This window comes from Anabaena sp. CCY 9910, from assembly GCF_963920875.1.
Classification (GTDB): Bacteria; Cyanobacteriota; Cyanobacteriia; order Cyanobacteriales; family Nostocaceae; genus Trichormus; species Trichormus variabilis.
Window position 1 is genome coordinate 1 of the sequence record NZ_CAWUDJ010000060.1, and the last position, 14,548, is coordinate 14,548.

Here is a 14,548-nt window from a genome sequence, read left to right on the forward strand (position 1 = left end):
CTGACTCACTCTGATTTTGTATTTTCCTCTGCTTAGAGTGACAAATGAGGGTTAAAATCTTCCAGCGATATTCCATCGCTTGCTTGGCAATCTCAAGTTCTTTAGGGTTGAGTAGATCCAACCGTTGTGCATCACGACCTAACAGCCAGAGAATAATACTTTCTATGGCAGCCACATTTTGTTCTGGACACTCCGCAGCTAGCCGCTTGCGCCAAAATTGCGCTAGTTTTTCTGCTTCTGTTGCCATAGCGAGATTGCGCTCCTCGAAACCCTGTTTTAAAGTTTGCATCACAACCCCCATTTGTCGCACTTATCTTGTGAGCCAGCAAATCACCGTGAGTCCGTCATCTTGATGAAGACGTATCAACGATTCCATTGTTATTACGTCTTTATTGACGAATTTTATGCAGAAATTTATCTTGTTCTGGATTTTTGTTCGTCTTCAAGTTGCGGAAATCTATATATATCAAGCATTTGCTTCAATCTAGGCGAAATTAAAATTTTGTAAACTTTTGGGTTGGAATCACGGATGGGGCATTTACCCAGAGTAAGTGCAGATGCTGAATTTTTTGAGAAGCGTTTAGAAAAACTAACATTTTGTACCCAGAGGAGCGGAAATAATACACTCCTATTCAGACGCTATTTTAGCCATATAAGTTTCATTTCAGGGAATTTAGCGACGATAATCTTGAATTTTTAGGGATGGGGTATTAAACCAGATCCAAAACAACTAACAAATGACACACAGCGCAATAAAAATGTAACAAAAACTACAAAATTACCATTTTTCTGGAAAACCAAAGATAAGCTAGGCATATATATCTGATTCGCAAAAATGCTGCGAATAGGAGAAAATTATATGGTTTCAATGCCTACCCTACCGTTGGAAGGTGCTAGTCCAGCCCATATTTGTCCATTTGATCAAGCTTGTAGCTACTTAGAAGCAGCTGCAAAAGAGTTGAGGTTAGATCAAGGGACGCTGGAAATTCTCAGTCACCCACGTAAAGTTGTGACAGTCTCTATTCCTGTGAGATTAGATAACGGCGACATCCGGGTACTAGCAGGACACCGAGTACAGCATTCTGATATATTAGGCCCCTACAAAGGTGGAACACGTTACCATCCAGCTGTGACATTGAGAGAAGTATCTGCTCTGGCAATGCTAATGACTTGGAAATGTGCGCTACTGGGTATTCCTTATGGTGGTGCGAAGGGAGGTATTGCTATAAATCCCCAACACTACAGCGTAGGTGAATTAGAGAAAATTACGCGTCGTTATACAAGCGAATTGATTAAAGATATCGGCCCTGCCGTAGATATACCAGCGCCAGATGTGGGAACTTCTGCCCGTGAGATGGCTTGGATGATGGATACTTACTCTGTGAATGTTGGTCACGCAGTCCCAGGGGTTGTCACAGGTAAGCCAATTTCCATTGGTGGTTCACGGGGAAGAGAAATGGCAACTGGACGCGGTGTAATGATTATTGTCCGTGAAGCATTGGCGGATATGGGCAGAACCTTAGAGGGAGTAAAAGTAGTTATTCAAGGTTTTGGTAATGTAGGCGGTGCTGCGGCTGAATTGCTGTACCAAGCTGGAGCCAAAATTATTGCTGTTTCTACAGGTGCAGGAGGTTTATTTGCGGCTGATGGTCTCGATATTCCAGCCTTAAAAGCCTACGCTGCGGAAAATCATCGAAGTATTGTGGGTTTTCCCCAGGCAGTAGCAATTAGTAATGCAGAGTTGCTAACTTTACCTTGCGATGTTTTGATTCCCGCAGCTTTAGAAAACCAAATCACTGAAGAAAATGTAGACCAGATACAAGCGCAAATTGTCGCGGAAGCTGCTAACGGCCCGGTAACTTTGGAGGCTAACCGAGTTCTAGAGGGGCGGGGTGTGACTGTACTACCAGACATCTTGGCCAATGCTGGGGGTGTGGTGGTGAGTTATTTAGAGTGGGTACAAGGTCTTTCCTACCTGTTTTGGGATGAGGAGCGTGTCAACCGGGAAATGGAACACTTGATGGTGCAAGCTTATCATCAAGTGATTAAACAGTCACAGATGCGGCAAGTTCCTTTGCGATTAGCCGCTTATACCTTGGGTGTAGGTAGGGTTGCTCAAGCGTTGAGCGATCGCGGTCTTTATCCTTGAAGAAGGGATTGGGGATTGGGGACTGGGGACTGGGGACGAAATAAACTCTTTATTCTCTCCACGCCTCTGCGCTACCCTGCGGGTACTCCTGCGGAGAACTCGTAGAGTAGCCGCAAAGCGTCTACTGCGTGATAGAAATCATCCCACATTTATGCAACGCCAGATTTTACTCTCTACTCTCCTCAATTTTCGGTGCGTTAGGACTAGTTTCCATAACGCACCTTTGTATTTTAATTACGCGCCTTCCCGTAATTTATCTAAAACACTTCTATCTTCCAGAGTGGAAGTATCGCCAGAAACTTCTTGTCCGGCGGCGAGATTTCGTAGTAAGCGCCGCATGATTTTACCCGATCGCGTCTTGGGTAATGCGTCGGTAAAGCGGATTTCCCCTGGACGAGCGATCGCCCCGATTTCTTGAACTACGTGTTGTTTGAGGGCTTTACTCAAGTCATCGCTGGCTTGATAAGTGCCTTCTAGGGTGACAAAAGCTACCACTTCTTCGCCTTTGAGGTCATCTGGTTTACCTACCACTGCCGCCTCAGCTACTGCTGGGTGAGACACTAGGGCTGATTCTACTTCCATTGTACCGAGGCGGTGTCCTGACACATTCAATACATCATCCACACGCCCCATTACCCAGAAATAGCCGTCTTCATCTTTTCTCGCACCATCACCAGCAAAGTAAGTATAATTGCCATCCTTGGGGGGAATATGTTCCCAGTAGGTACGGCGGAAGCGTTCAGGATCGCCGTAGACAGTCCGCATCATTCCTGGCCAGGGATAACGCACGGCTAAGTACCCACCTTCGTTTTCGGGTACGGTGTTACCATCTAAATCAACTATGTCGGCCAGGATGCCAGGGAAGGGAAGGGTAGCGGAACCGGGTTTAGTGGAAATTGCCCCTGGTAGAGGGGTGATCATGATACCGCCAGTTTCAGTTTGCCACCAAGTATCAACGATGGGGCAGCGATCGCCACCAATAACTTTGTGATACCACATCCAAGCTTCTGGGTTAATTGGTTCACCAACGGTTCCTAATAATCTTAAGGAAGAAAGGTTGCGGGCGTTGGGATGGTGTTCACCCATTTTAATAAAGGCGCGAATTGCGGTGGGTGCGGTGTAGAAAATGTTCACGCCGTATTTTTCGATTACATCCCAGAAGCAACCAGGATTAGAGGCACGAGGCGCACCTTCATACATTAGTGTGGTTGCACCGTTGGAAAGGGGGCCGTAAACAATGTAACTGTGTCCAGTAATCCAGCCTACATCGGCAGTACACCAATATACATCTGTGTCTTGTAGGTCGAAAATCCACTTGGTGGTCATGTGAGTATATAAGTTATAACCGCCAGTGGTGTGGACAACACCTTTGGGTTTGCCAGTGCTACCAGAAGTGTAGAGGACAAATAGCAAATCTTCGCTGTCCATTGGTTCGGCGGGACAGTCTGCGGACGCACCTTTTTGTAAATCGTGCCACCAATGATCCCGTCCTCCCAACTGCATATAAATATCTTGTCCGGTACGCTTGACAACCAGGACGTTTTCTACAGATGGAACAGCACCATCAGCTAAGGCTTTGTCTACCTGTTCTTTCAAGGGAACGATCGCATCTTTTCGCCACCCACCATCAGCTGTAACTACTACCTTGGCTTGGGCATCAATTAAGCGATCGCGCAATGCTTCTGCACTGAACCCACCAAATACCACGCTATGAGGTGCGCCAATTCTCGCGCAGGCTAACATGGCGATCGCCGCTTCGGGAATCATCGGCATATAAATACCGACGCGATCGCCTTTCTGCACTCCCAGTTGTTTCAAAACGTTGGCGAACTGGCAAACTTCTCGATGTAATTGGGCATAAGTTAAAGTACGGGAATCCCCTGGTTCCCCTTCCCAAATCAAAGCAGCTTTATTTTTCCGCCAAGTTGTGAGATGTCTATCTAAACAGTTGTAGGAAATATTAATCTTCCCACCCACAAACCACTTAGCGAAAGGTGCTTGCCAATCTAATACTGTGTCCCATTTTTGGAACCAGTGCAGTTCTGTTTCGGCTAATTCTGCCCAAAATTTCTGCGGATCAGCTTTGGCTTTGTCGTAGAGACGTTGGTAATCTTCTAGACTTTTAATCTGGGCATTTTGAGAAAACTCGGCACTGGGATGAAATAAACGTTTTTCTTGCAGAATTGACTCTATAGTTGGCTGAGACATAGTTATAAGGATGAGTAGTATTGTTACTGAAAACTATTTTTATCGGAGTTGTGTCCAACAATATTTAGATTTTCATTAAGCTAAGTAAGCGACAATTACTTAGGACTTACGCAAACAGGTTATCTGTTGAGGCCGGGTGTAAGGGTTTCCAGCATTTATACTCCTACACCTTGTCCAAACCCTTGATCTTTACTTTTCATGCGTAAGTCCTATTACTTAGTTATTTTCATTATGACCTCGACAGTTAGGCAAGGATGATGTTATTAGTCTACGGAAATTCCCTGATAACTGCTGTAGGTAAGCTGAAGTTGCACAATCCATTATGAGGGCTGTTGACCTTTGCCGTTGACAGTTAACAGTTAGTAGGGTGCGTCAGTATGAATAATTCTGTCGTGCAGCTAAATTTTTTCTTACTGATCAGTGCTTATGGTCTTCTTTAGGTGGTGGAGGGTGTCTGAAGATAGAGGCTACACGAATGAGCGATCGCAGATCATCACCAATCATCACTATTATTAGTGATATTTGGTCACAAGCTATGATGTTGTGACGCAAAATTATTACAGGGAAAACAATGGAGAACGCTTAGATGATATAATAGTTGGCTATTAATTTTTATCCCTCAAGGGTAAACTCTACTACTGCTTAAACAAATTAATCTATTTAGGTTGATGTGTTGTATGAAGATACATTTGATATTTTTGTTAAATAAGTTAGTAGTCAGTAAAATTTAGGTATAAATTGGAAAAAAGCGTAAGTTCTTGAAAGTTAGCCATAGTTTGCAAGCAAAAGACATTAAGGACAAACTCCATTCCCTCATTGAGCAGTCATCATCTATAGACCCCAATTTAGCCAGAAGATTGGATGAAATTAATCGTTGGGTAAAAAATATCAAGCCAGGTTCTCTGACAGCAAAGCCCTATGTCTTGGCGTTTCTTTTAGAGGTAATTACCGACTCTACCATTTGGCTGATAGTTAAATCATTACCTTCCCCAGAAGAACAACAGGCAAAATTTGCCCAGATGACTGCTAATGAAAGATATTGGTACGGTTATCTGTTTCCCAAATGGATTAATGCTAGTGACTCCAAGTTCTACATTTGGAAACAAAAATTGATGGCAGGAGAGTTTAATCAAGGCGATGATGATATCATTAAATCAATAGCGCAAGATATTGCCAGTCGAGACGGGAGTTTTTGGCAGCGCTACATCGCAGACCTTTCGATGGCAACGGATTTAATTGTTAGTAATCATAACCAACAACCATTGTGTGTTCAAGTTACCAGCGTCAGTAAAGAATTGCATCAACAAAAATACCAGGCTTGGGAAAACACATTGCGATCGTGGGAAATACAAAGAGGGTTATTTTTAAGTTACAACCCTCAAGATGCTAATTTTGTCAACCAATTAGTTAACGTAGCACTTTATAACAGTGATTACCTTGCTGGTGGTAAGTACTTAAATTTCTCTTAATTATCTTGAAAGTCCGATACTTAAAACTTCTGCTGTCAACTATCTAATTTATCTGCCCATTACAGCTTGATATGGCTAATCAAAGAGAAACTAATAGCTACACAAATCAGGTGGACGAATTTACAGAAGCATTAGCAACAGCCAGAAAAATGCAGGAAGACTGGCTCAATTATGGGATCCAATTCATCCACATTTACGTTGAAGATGCTCACGGAGATTGGTTAGAAACATGGGGAGATGAAGAAATATTTACTAGTTCGATACTAAGTAAAATCAAAGAATTTTTGATCAGCGATGATATTGTAGCTCGTAGGTTAAGAAAACATTTAGGCGATGACCCACAGTCGGTAGAATGCCATCGCTCACTATTTGATATAGCAGTCAACCTAGAAGAATGCTGGCAATATCCAACAGATGAAAGGTTAACTGCTATTAAGCATCTATTAGCTAACGATAAAACTTCTGAGATTGCTATTTTGGATTTAGCGAATAGTTTGGTGCAGAAATTGTCAGAAATTCTATGAAAAACTTAAGATACTAGCGGCGAATAGGTATAGCCTGTAATTGTTCTACATGGTTTTTAAATATATACCATGTTTGATTTGTGCGATTACAAGGTAATGGACTATCAAAAGTCACTGTATAGTAGTCTTTGGCTTTTTCCACCCGATTACCTTCACGGTACTCGGCATTATTATTACGATTATCGCTAATAGATGAAACAAAAAACTTTTCCCCTGTCCTCACTCCACATTTTTTGTTATTGTCTGTAATTTCCGTTGACTGGCGAAACCAATTCTCTTGCAACTTAAAAGTTGTACCGCCGGCAACGGTCACTCTTAAAATCCTAATCACAGGAACACTAGTGGTTTGGGGGTAAGCGGCGTGAGGAATCATAGTACCCAAAGACGCACCGACAATACCTAAGCAACAAATTAATTTTCGGGAATGCAGCCTGAAATTATCAATAAGCATGGAAAATACCCTGGATTTTACGTATGTACAACAGTGTTTATTGCATGATTTTACACTAATCTCGAATATGGCGCTTCTCGGTTGTATGCGATACACTCTGACCTCTCTCCATAGAGCGAAGCTCTTCTCATAGAGTACCTCTCTCCTTGTAGAAAAGAGGCTTTGAGGTTTTAGGGAAGTGGGGGTTAGGTCTGTATTAGACTCAACTGCAAACCGCTATATGATCAAGATGCCTGGGTGTCGTGATAGGTGAAAAACCATTTTTGTGGCTATGTAACTACAAAAAATTTATACATCTTTCCGGATTTTCTCTAGGAGATTTTTTCTTCAGCACATCAGAACAGATAAAATTATTAGTTACTTGATAGGGATTTCTATCGAAAATTCCGAACCTTTACCTAATTCAGAAATACACTTAATTTGCCCCCCGTGTTTTTCTACAACAATTTGATAGCTAATAGACAAACCTAAGCCAGTACCTTGTCCTGGTTCTTTTGTAGTAAAAAATGGTTCAAAAATCCGCGATCGCATCGCTTCTGGAATCCCACAACCATTATCAGCGATGCAAATTACCACTGCTTTATTCTTGATAAATTTCGTGCTAATTTTAATTTGTGGTTTATCTACTATTCCACCTATCAATATTGACTTTTCTAGGGCATCGATTGCATTATTGATGATATTCATGAATACCTGATTCATTTGGGCTGCATAGCAGAAGATTTCAGGTAAATCACCATATTCTTTGATTACTTCAATCTCCAAAATATTAGTATTTGCTTGCAAGCGGTGTTGTAATATCAGCAGAGTACTATCAATACCTTCATGTAGATTCACCATTTTCATTTCTGCTTCATTAAGTCGAGCAAAAATTCTTAGTGATAAGACTAATTGAGAAATGCGCTCTGCACCAAATTTAATGGAACTGAGAATCTTAGGTACATCATCAGTAATAAAGTCTAAATCTAATGCTGTTATATTTTCTTGGATTTCTGCTTTTGGTTTAGGATAGTTTTTTTGATAAAGATGCAGCAATTGAAATACATTTTCGATGTGTTCAGTAACATAGGTGATGTTACCGTAAATAAAACTAATTGGATTGTTGATTTCGTGTGCAATACCCGCCACTAGTTGTCCTAAACCAGCCATTTTTTCACTTTGAATTAACTGGCTTTGAGTTGCCTGTAATTCTTTGAGTGTTTGAGTGATTTCTTCCTTTTGACGATGTGTTTGTTCGAGTAATTCTGCTTGCTGGAGTCCTACGCCTAATTGATTAGCAATCTGCACTAGTAAATCTACTTCCTCTTCTTGCCAATCACGAGGTTGAGTATTTTGATAAGCAGCTAGTAATCCCCACAGTTTTTCGCCTTGGAAAATTGGCACAACTATATATGCTCTGGCTTCCATCGCTTCGATGAGGGCGATATGGTATCTAGAATAATCTTGGCTGTAAATATCTTTAACAACTAGAATTTTACCGTTGAGGAAATATTCACCTTGACTTTTTTGCAAGTAATCGTCTGTAATCACAGTGAGAAGTTTACTTACTGGTGTCCAACCATTACCCAAGGATTCAGCGACAAATTCCCCACTCCAATCAGGCTGGAAACGGTAAATAATTACGCGATCAACTTCCAACAATCGCCGGACTTCTTCAGTACTAGTAGCAAAGATGGTATCAAGATCAAGAGAACGGCGGATTTTCTCTACTGTGGCTGCTAATGCTTTTTCTCTCTCTGCTGCTTTGCGTTCTCGTGCGGCGGCTTGAGCCAATTGTACAGCTTGCACCTTTAACTGTTGCAAGGTTTCTGCTTGTTGTAAGGCTACACCTAGCTGCACACCAACTTGAGCCAATAAGTTAATTTCTTCATCTTGCCAATAACGGGGTTGGGAGTTTTGATAAGCTACTAACAAACCCCATAACTTATCCCCTTGGGAAATGGGAACAAAAACTTCATTCCGTGCATACTTACCTGCTTGTATTTCTTGCAGCAGTAGACGTTCTGTAACAGGTTGAGGCTTAACTATGGGTGTCCAACCATCAACAATGGAATCGGCGACAAATTCACCACTCCAGTCTGGGTAAAAGCGATAAATTGCTACCCGTTCTACGCCTAATAGACTTAGCACTTCTTGAGTGGTAGTTTTAAAAATGGTATCAAGATCAAGAGAACGGCGAATTTTCTCTACAGTGTTAGCCAAGGCTCTTTGTCGTTCCGCAGCTTTAGCAATTTCGCTTGCTTGAGTTTGCATTTGCTGTAGATATTCTGCTTGCTGCAACGCTACACCTAACTGGGTACTGATTTGGGTGAGTAAGTATACCTCATCATCTTGCCAATCACGTACTCCTGCGTTTTGATAGATTGCTAATAAGCCCCACAGTTTTTGACCGTGGTAAATAGCAATAATTACGTAAGCTCTAGCTTGATAGGTTTCTAGTATTTTGATGTAACAGTCGCTAAAGCCTGCGTTATAAATATCATTACAGACACGATAAATTTCACATTTGGTGAAGCTACCACCTCTGGTTTCTTGTAAGTAAGTATCTACTGTTGGGGTAGATGCTAAATCTTTGGCGCTACATTCGCTGACGTTCTTTCGTAATTCCGGTTTCTTTTCTTGTTCATCTATCAAAGAAATCCAACCATCAGCAAAAGATTCAAAGACAAATTCACCACTCCAATCTGGATTGAAGCGATAAATAGCTACGCGGTCAGCATTCACTAGCTTTCTAATTTCTATAGTACTAGTGCGGAAAATGCTTTCTAAATCTAGGGATTGGCGAATTTTTTCGATAGCGATCGCCATACATCTTTGCCATTCTGCGGCTGTTTCTCTAGCTTTGGCTTGTGCTAGTTGTGCTGATTGCGCTTTTACCTGTTCTAGATAATCTGCTTGCTGTAAAGCTACTCCCAAATGTTCGGCGATTAATTGCACAAACTCAATTTCTGATGCTTCCCATTGTCGAGGAGTACTACACTGATGAACACATAATAATCCCCACAACTCTTTTCCTTTTATTAAAGGAGCAGCTACCTTAGCGCGTACTTGCAACTTTTCCAGTCTCTGAATGTGATAATCACTAATTCCCGCTTGGTAAATATTATCTATTACCTTGATTGTGCCTTGCTGATAAGGTTGAGCAAATTCCTCAGCAAAGCAGTGATAGCTTAAAGTAGGGGGTAATCCATCGCTGAATTCGGATGTTAATACCGAAATCCATTCAGAACCCACATCTTCATAAATAAATTTCCCTTCCCATCTCAACTCAGGATAGAAACGGAATACTCCTACCCGATCAGCATTTAATAGTTGGCGTACTTCCGTAACGGTAATTTGGAATATTGTTTCTATGTCCAAAGACTGGCGAATCCGACCAATTACCCCAGAAAGAGCTGTCTTCATATCTGGTTGAGATTCTGACCCGGAATTTGTTTGTATGGGTTTTACTGTAGAAGAGTTTTCCATTCCCTGTAGGACTTAAAATATCGCAAAGCATTCTATCTCAGAGTTCCCTGAAGGAGGAGAAATGTAACAAGTGGGGAGTGGGGAGCAGAGGAGCAGGGGAGCAGGGGAAGTAAAGGAGAATACTAATGACTAATAAAAATTGTACAGACGCGATTAATCGCGTCTCTGACAACTGACAACTGACAACTGACTAATGACTAATGACTAATGACCAATAACACACACAGCGCCATAAAAATTTAGGGACACGATATAATCATGTCCCTGGAAGAAGATTTTTGTAAAACTGCGTTCAAGTTGTCGCTTGAGAATTATCGCCGTTTAGGAGTGCTGCTTCGGAGTGCGCGCTTTTCATTTTCTTGAAGACGGCGATCGCGCCAGTCTGCTACCGTTAAATAAACAACGCCACCTGTAACAGATAGTAACAGCACTAAGGCGACTAGAGCCAAAATACTTAGGAATGGACTTTCCACAATTCCCCTACAGTCCGTTACGTCCCCAAACTACCATCGCAATCGACCAAGTAAACACAACTAACAGTGATACCCAACCAAGTGTCAAAATCGCCATAGTCTCTCTTTGGAAATTATTTACAAAATGTCTCTACTATTTATCATACTGGGGACTGGGTACTAGGGATTGGGTATTGGGCAATTTTCTCATGTTTCATCTCTAGTTGAACGCTGCTGTGAATCCAGAATTTATCATGAATAGAATTTTCGATGGGCAAGTAATGGCTGAACGGATAGAATCCATTAAAGCTGGTATAATCGGCGGATTTTCGTTGGGTTTGGCTTTTATCATCACTAGTTTGCTGAATACTCTGGTTTTGGCGAAATATTTTTCCTCGCTCTTAAGTCTGCAAATAGATGTTAATTGGCCTTGGTTGTTTAGTGGAGCGATCGCTGGTTTCTCTGGTTTATTATTTGGTATTACTTACCGCTATATTATCCGCACAGATAAAAATTCTCATCTGAAAGACGGTGCTGTGATGGCTTTTGGTTTGGTGCGGGGTTTAACTCAGCTAGAAATGGGGTGGAATAGCAGCAACACAGTCTTACCTTTTGCAGTCATGGCTGGTGAAAGCATATTGTGGTTTGCGACGGCGGCGATCGCTCTTGATCTGGCTATCCAACTCGGTTGGGTGAAATCTTTCTCATCAAGCTAAGTAAACTATTTCGTTTTACTTCAAGTTTCAGTCATCATCATCAGAATCATCAGAGTCATTAATCATCGTTCCATAATTCACCTGTTTTGCTTCACTTTTATTCACCTTGACTGTGCGATTGATGCGTTTAACTCCACTCAAGGTGATCAAAGTTAACAGCCCTCCAATTAATCCCATTTGCCACAAGCCGCAACCAATTGCTGCTCCCAAACCTGCCGCAGTCCATACACAAGCTGCTGTTGTTAAATTACGTACTTTAGGCACTGTAGTTTTACCGGGTGAATCTTGGAGAATCAATCCTGCTCCTAGAAACCCGACTCCAGTTGTGACACCTTGAATTGTGCGACTCAAAGCATTAGTCGCTGCATAAGGGCTGTCGCCCTCAGCTTGTAGAGGAATCATCACAAAAAGCGCCGCCCCCATACTCACCAACATAAATGTTCTCATTCCGGCTGGTCTACCCCCTTTTTGACGGTTAAATCCAATCAAACAACCAACTAAAAGTGCCATTGTCAGCCTGAATGCTATGTGTGGCCAATCACTAGCGGTCAAATACATCGCTCCCACTGCCTATTCCTCCTAGAAAAAATTTTAGATTTACTGTCATTAGGCTTCATTAATACCCTAAGAACAGTAAACTTACTGTTTTACCGTAATTTAAATTTAGTTTAACAAAAGGTTATCTTTAAGTAAGTTAATATACTGAAAAATTTCTAGGGCAGAGCCACAGGCTGTTTTCCATTTAGTCGAAAATCCTTAGTCTCAAGCCTTAAGTTATGGCTTAATAAGCTCACCTAAATGGCATCACGACTAATGAGGGCTGTTAACTTTTGACCGTTAACCGTTGACAGTCAACAGACCTCATGATGAGTTATGTAACTTAAAAGCGGAATAGCTTATACATTAAATTGGTGGGAATACAGTAGTTTTCTAAAAGCCTCTTGCTTGCTGACGAGGAATATGTGATACTTGTAAACATAAAATACGGTAAATCGATAGAGTTACAGGTATTTCAAAAGTATCAAAATATTATTGGGAGTTGAAGCTAATGGCTCGTATTCTAGCGATCGCAGGTAGTCCTTCTCATCCATCCAGAACTTACGGAATTCTGGAACATACTGCCAAGCTGTTACAAGAAGAAGGTTTGCACGTAGACATTCTTTCCGTACGTGATTTACCTGCGGAAGATTTGGTATTTGGTAAATATGACAGCCCAGCGCTAGAACAACCAAAAGACCTATTAGCAAAAGCAGATGGTGTTATTATTGCCACTCCCATCTACAAAGCTGCTTACACAGGCGTACTAAAAGCATTTTTAGACTTGCTACCACAGAAATCATTGACAGGAAAAGTAGTTTTACCAATTGCTACCGGTGGAACTATCGCTCATTTATTATCAGTTGAATATGCTTTAAAACCCATATTGGGTGAACTAGGAGCCAGACATATTTTAGCTACCGTTTACGCTGTGGACAAACAAATTGAACGTCAAACCGATGGTAGTGTGCAACTTGATGCAGAAATCGATCAAAGACTTAAAGAAGTTCTCAAAGATTTAGTTAAAGCTGTCAAACATTCTGCCATCGCTACTCAAGAATTAGTTAATGCCAATTAATCTGATTGGCAGAGTCAATAGTCCAGATGGTAAAACTGAGAATTTGGCTAATGACTAATCAAGTTTATACCTCCGTATTCTGTTAGCAGATAGGGAAACATGACTTATCTGCTACTTTTCTTAAAATCTGGGAAAACTATTAAAATTTACCTACATATTCCTATTACCTTGGCAAAAATTTTATCCTTAACGTAAATTCATGAATTACAAATTTTCCCTAGTTGTCTCCTAACCTCTGCTAGTAGTAAATAGTGGGATTTACTCCTACTATTTTCTACTTTACTTAAAGAATCTCATAAATTTAACTGCAAATTAGGCACGAAAACCAAGCTAAGTTAATACGCGTCTAAACTGCATAACTACTAATAAGGGATGTTGAGAGTCAACAGTTAACAGCCCTAAGGATGGATTGTATAACTTCAAAGCAGAATAGCTTACTTGTAAGTCTACCTTGCTATAACTATGAAATTTCGAGATGGAAACTTCTATGAACCCACAGTCTGATGTTCTCTTGGAACTGTGCGATTTTCTCTATCCTCGTAGTCCATACTATGGGCAGTTTAAGCCAGAGTATTTGGCATTTAATGCAAACTTACAAGAATTTTCCCAACGAGTAAATTACATTTGTAACTTGCAAACTGGCGGCAAAATTACTCCAGAAGAAGCCTATAAACAAATACATCTGCTTTGGAAGCAGTTAAAACACGCCAAAAAGTCAATAGAAGTTGTTTAATTTATTTTTGATTAACTGATTTAAAATTCAGAAAAAAGTAATTTTGTCGCTTCTTCCAACACTTTTAGTCCCCGCAAGGAACCTTGAATTAGCCGAGCTGCTGCAATAGGTTGACCAAGGAATCTTAATCCTAAAGATAAAGGTTGTAGAGAACCGTCGGGATTGATGGCTGCTGTGATGTCAGGGATATCGTGATGACAATCATCGCTAACTACCCTAAGCATAGCTACTGCTACACCAGATCCATTGAAACACTCTAGGGTAGCAAATCCTTCCATATCAACGACATCAGCACCTAAAGTTTTGCCAAGATGTCGTTTTTCTGAAGCAAAGCAGATAACGCGATCGCTTGTCAATGACTTAACTAACTTCAGTGTTGGATAATGAGTTTTTAGTGCTGAGTATATTTCTGTAGTGAAGGCAGAATCGCAGACTTGCAATTGTTCCTGATAAATACAACTTTCATACAACACCACATCCCCAACATGATATTGCGGTGTTAAGCTGCCACATAGACCCATAACCAGGACTTTTGGCTGTAAATCGCAGGTAGAGTATTCCTGCTTTGGCAATTGTTGGAGGTACTTGGTTAACGGCTTGATACCCACTGGTACTGGTATAATTTTAGGCGTTTTACCAGTGACTCGACTTAAGCCGCGACACACAGCCATGTATTCAGAACCTTGTGGTACAAGAATTGCGTTGATAGTCATTAGTCAGTTGTCAGTCGTCAGTTGTCAATAGTTTTCCCCTAAACCCCTGC

Annotated in this window: 13 protein-coding genes and 1 pseudogene; 6 read left to right on the forward strand and 8 right to left on the reverse strand. The window is 41.2% G+C overall.

The window, feature by feature from the left end; genetic code table 11:
- A pseudogene (locus ACM5QX_RS26805) lies at window positions 1–301 on the reverse strand (hypothetical protein); the annotation flags it as partial.
- A 558-nt stretch (window positions 302–859) separates the two neighbouring features.
- Between ACM5QX_RS26805 and ACM5QX_RS26810 the strand changes: the two are divergent.
- Window positions 860–2,149 (forward strand): Glu/Leu/Phe/Val family dehydrogenase, encoded by a 1,290-nt coding sequence (locus tag ACM5QX_RS26810; protein WP_414756292.1) that lies wholly within the window; start codon window positions 860–862, stop codon window positions 2,147–2,149.
- A 234-nt stretch (window positions 2,150–2,383) separates the two neighbouring features.
- Here ACM5QX_RS26810 and acs read toward each other — a convergent pair whose 3' ends face one another.
- The gene (acs, locus tag ACM5QX_RS26815; protein WP_414756293.1) at window positions 2,384–4,357 is read right to left on the reverse strand and encodes an acetate--CoA ligase; all 1,974 of its coding nucleotides are present in this window, start codon (window positions 4,355–4,357) and stop codon (window positions 2,384–2,386) included.
- A gap of 776 nt (window positions 4,358–5,133) precedes the next feature.
- Here acs and ACM5QX_RS26820 point away from each other — a divergent pair.
- Both ACM5QX_RS26820 and ACM5QX_RS26825 read left to right on the forward strand, forming a co-directional pair.
- Window positions 5,134–5,826, forward strand: coding sequence for a hypothetical protein (locus ACM5QX_RS26820; RefSeq protein ID WP_185478858.1), 693 nt, complete (start codon window positions 5,134–5,136; stop codon window positions 5,824–5,826).
- Between the two features lie 71 nt (window positions 5,827–5,897).
- The gene (locus tag ACM5QX_RS26825) at window positions 5,898–6,350 is read left to right on the forward strand and encodes a hypothetical protein (RefSeq protein ID WP_414756294.1); all 453 of its coding nucleotides are present in this window, start codon (window positions 5,898–5,900) and stop codon (window positions 6,348–6,350) included.
- Window positions 6,351–6,363: 13 nt separating this feature from the next.
- Here ACM5QX_RS26825 and ACM5QX_RS26830 read toward each other — a convergent pair whose 3' ends face one another.
- The 4 genes from ACM5QX_RS26830 to petN all read right to left on the reverse strand — a co-directional run bounded on the left by ACM5QX_RS26830 (window position 6,364) and on the right by petN (window position 10,839).
- On the reverse strand, window positions 6,364–6,801 hold the full coding sequence (locus ACM5QX_RS26830; protein ID WP_414756295.1) for a hypothetical protein: 438 nt from the start codon (window positions 6,799–6,801) through the stop codon (window positions 6,364–6,366).
- A 357-nt stretch (window positions 6,802–7,158) separates the two neighbouring features.
- The gene (locus ACM5QX_RS26835; protein WP_414756296.1) at window positions 7,159–10,269 is read right to left on the reverse strand and encodes a GAF domain-containing protein; all 3,111 of its coding nucleotides are present in this window, start codon (window positions 10,267–10,269) and stop codon (window positions 7,159–7,161) included.
- 311 nt (window positions 10,270–10,580) lie between these two features.
- Window positions 10,581–10,742, reverse strand: coding sequence for a hypothetical protein (locus tag ACM5QX_RS26840; RefSeq protein ID WP_011318054.1), 162 nt, complete (start codon window positions 10,740–10,742; stop codon window positions 10,581–10,583).
- A gap of 7 nt (window positions 10,743–10,749) precedes the next feature.
- Window positions 10,750–10,839 carry a cytochrome b6-f complex subunit PetN gene (gene petN / locus ACM5QX_RS26845; protein ID WP_010998401.1) on the reverse strand — a complete coding sequence of 30 codons (90 nt, stop codon included), beginning with the start codon at window positions 10,837–10,839 and terminating at the stop codon, window positions 10,750–10,752.
- A 136-nt stretch (window positions 10,840–10,975) separates the two neighbouring features.
- On the opposite strand from petN, the gene ACM5QX_RS26850 reads away from it, so the two are divergent.
- Window positions 10,976–11,437: a hypothetical protein gene (locus tag ACM5QX_RS26850; RefSeq protein WP_414756297.1), complete on the forward strand. Its 462-nt coding sequence runs from the start codon at window positions 10,976–10,978 to the stop codon at window positions 11,435–11,437.
- 27 nt (window positions 11,438–11,464) lie between these two features.
- On the opposite strand, the gene ACM5QX_RS26855 is transcribed toward ACM5QX_RS26850, so the two are convergent.
- A complete protein-coding gene (locus tag ACM5QX_RS26855) occupies window positions 11,465–11,995 on the reverse strand; it encodes an MgtC/SapB family protein (protein ID WP_414756308.1) in 531 nt (176 codons plus the stop codon).
- Window positions 11,996–12,485: 490 nt separating this feature from the next.
- On the opposite strand from ACM5QX_RS26855, the gene ssuE reads away from it, so the two are divergent.
- A complete protein-coding gene (gene ssuE, locus ACM5QX_RS26860) occupies window positions 12,486–13,052 on the forward strand; it encodes an NADPH-dependent FMN reductase (protein ID WP_414756298.1) in 567 nt (188 codons plus the stop codon).
- Between the two features lie 487 nt (window positions 13,053–13,539).
- Window positions 13,540–13,785 (forward strand): hypothetical protein, encoded by a 246-nt coding sequence (locus ACM5QX_RS26865; protein ID WP_041456035.1) that lies wholly within the window; start codon window positions 13,540–13,542, stop codon window positions 13,783–13,785.
- A 20-nt stretch (window positions 13,786–13,805) separates the two neighbouring features.
- On the opposite strand, the gene ACM5QX_RS26870 is transcribed toward ACM5QX_RS26865, so the two are convergent.
- Window positions 13,806–14,498, reverse strand: a complete 693-nt coding sequence (locus ACM5QX_RS26870; protein ID WP_414756299.1) for a phosphorylase — start codon at window positions 14,496–14,498, stop codon at window positions 13,806–13,808.
- Window positions 14,499–14,548: the final 50 nt, after the last annotated feature.

Coding starts and splice junctions, on each gene's coding strand:
- ACM5QX_RS26810 (WP_414756292.1), top strand. CDS start 860: ATGGTTTCAATGCCTACCCTACCGTTGGAAGGTGCTAGTCCAGCCCAT.
- acs (WP_414756293.1), bottom strand. CDS start 4,357: ATGTCTCAGCCAACTATAGAGTCAATTCTGCAAGAAAAACGTTTATTT.
- ACM5QX_RS26825 (WP_414756294.1), top strand. CDS start 5,898: ATGGCTAATCAAAGAGAAACTAATAGCTACACAAATCAGGTGGACGAA.
- ACM5QX_RS26830 (WP_414756295.1), bottom strand. CDS start 6,801: ATGCTTATTGATAATTTCAGGCTGCATTCCCGAAAATTAATTTGTTGC.
- ACM5QX_RS26835 (WP_414756296.1), bottom strand. CDS start 10,269: ATGGAAAACTCTTCTACAGTAAAACCCATACAAACAAATTCCGGGTCA.
- petN (WP_010998401.1), bottom strand. CDS start 10,839: ATGGCGATTTTGACACTTGGTTGGGTATCACTGTTAGTTGTGTTTACT.
- ACM5QX_RS26850 (WP_414756297.1), top strand. CDS start 10,976: ATGAATAGAATTTTCGATGGGCAAGTAATGGCTGAACGGATAGAATCC.
- ACM5QX_RS26855 (WP_414756308.1), bottom strand. CDS start 11,995: ATGTATTTGACCGCTAGTGATTGGCCACACATAGCATTCAGGCTGACA.
- ssuE (WP_414756298.1), top strand. CDS start 12,486: ATGGCTCGTATTCTAGCGATCGCAGGTAGTCCTTCTCATCCATCCAGA.
- ACM5QX_RS26865 (WP_041456035.1), top strand. CDS start 13,540: ATGAACCCACAGTCTGATGTTCTCTTGGAACTGTGCGATTTTCTCTAT.
- ACM5QX_RS26870 (WP_414756299.1), bottom strand. CDS start 14,498: ATGACTATCAACGCAATTCTTGTACCACAAGGTTCTGAATACATGGCT.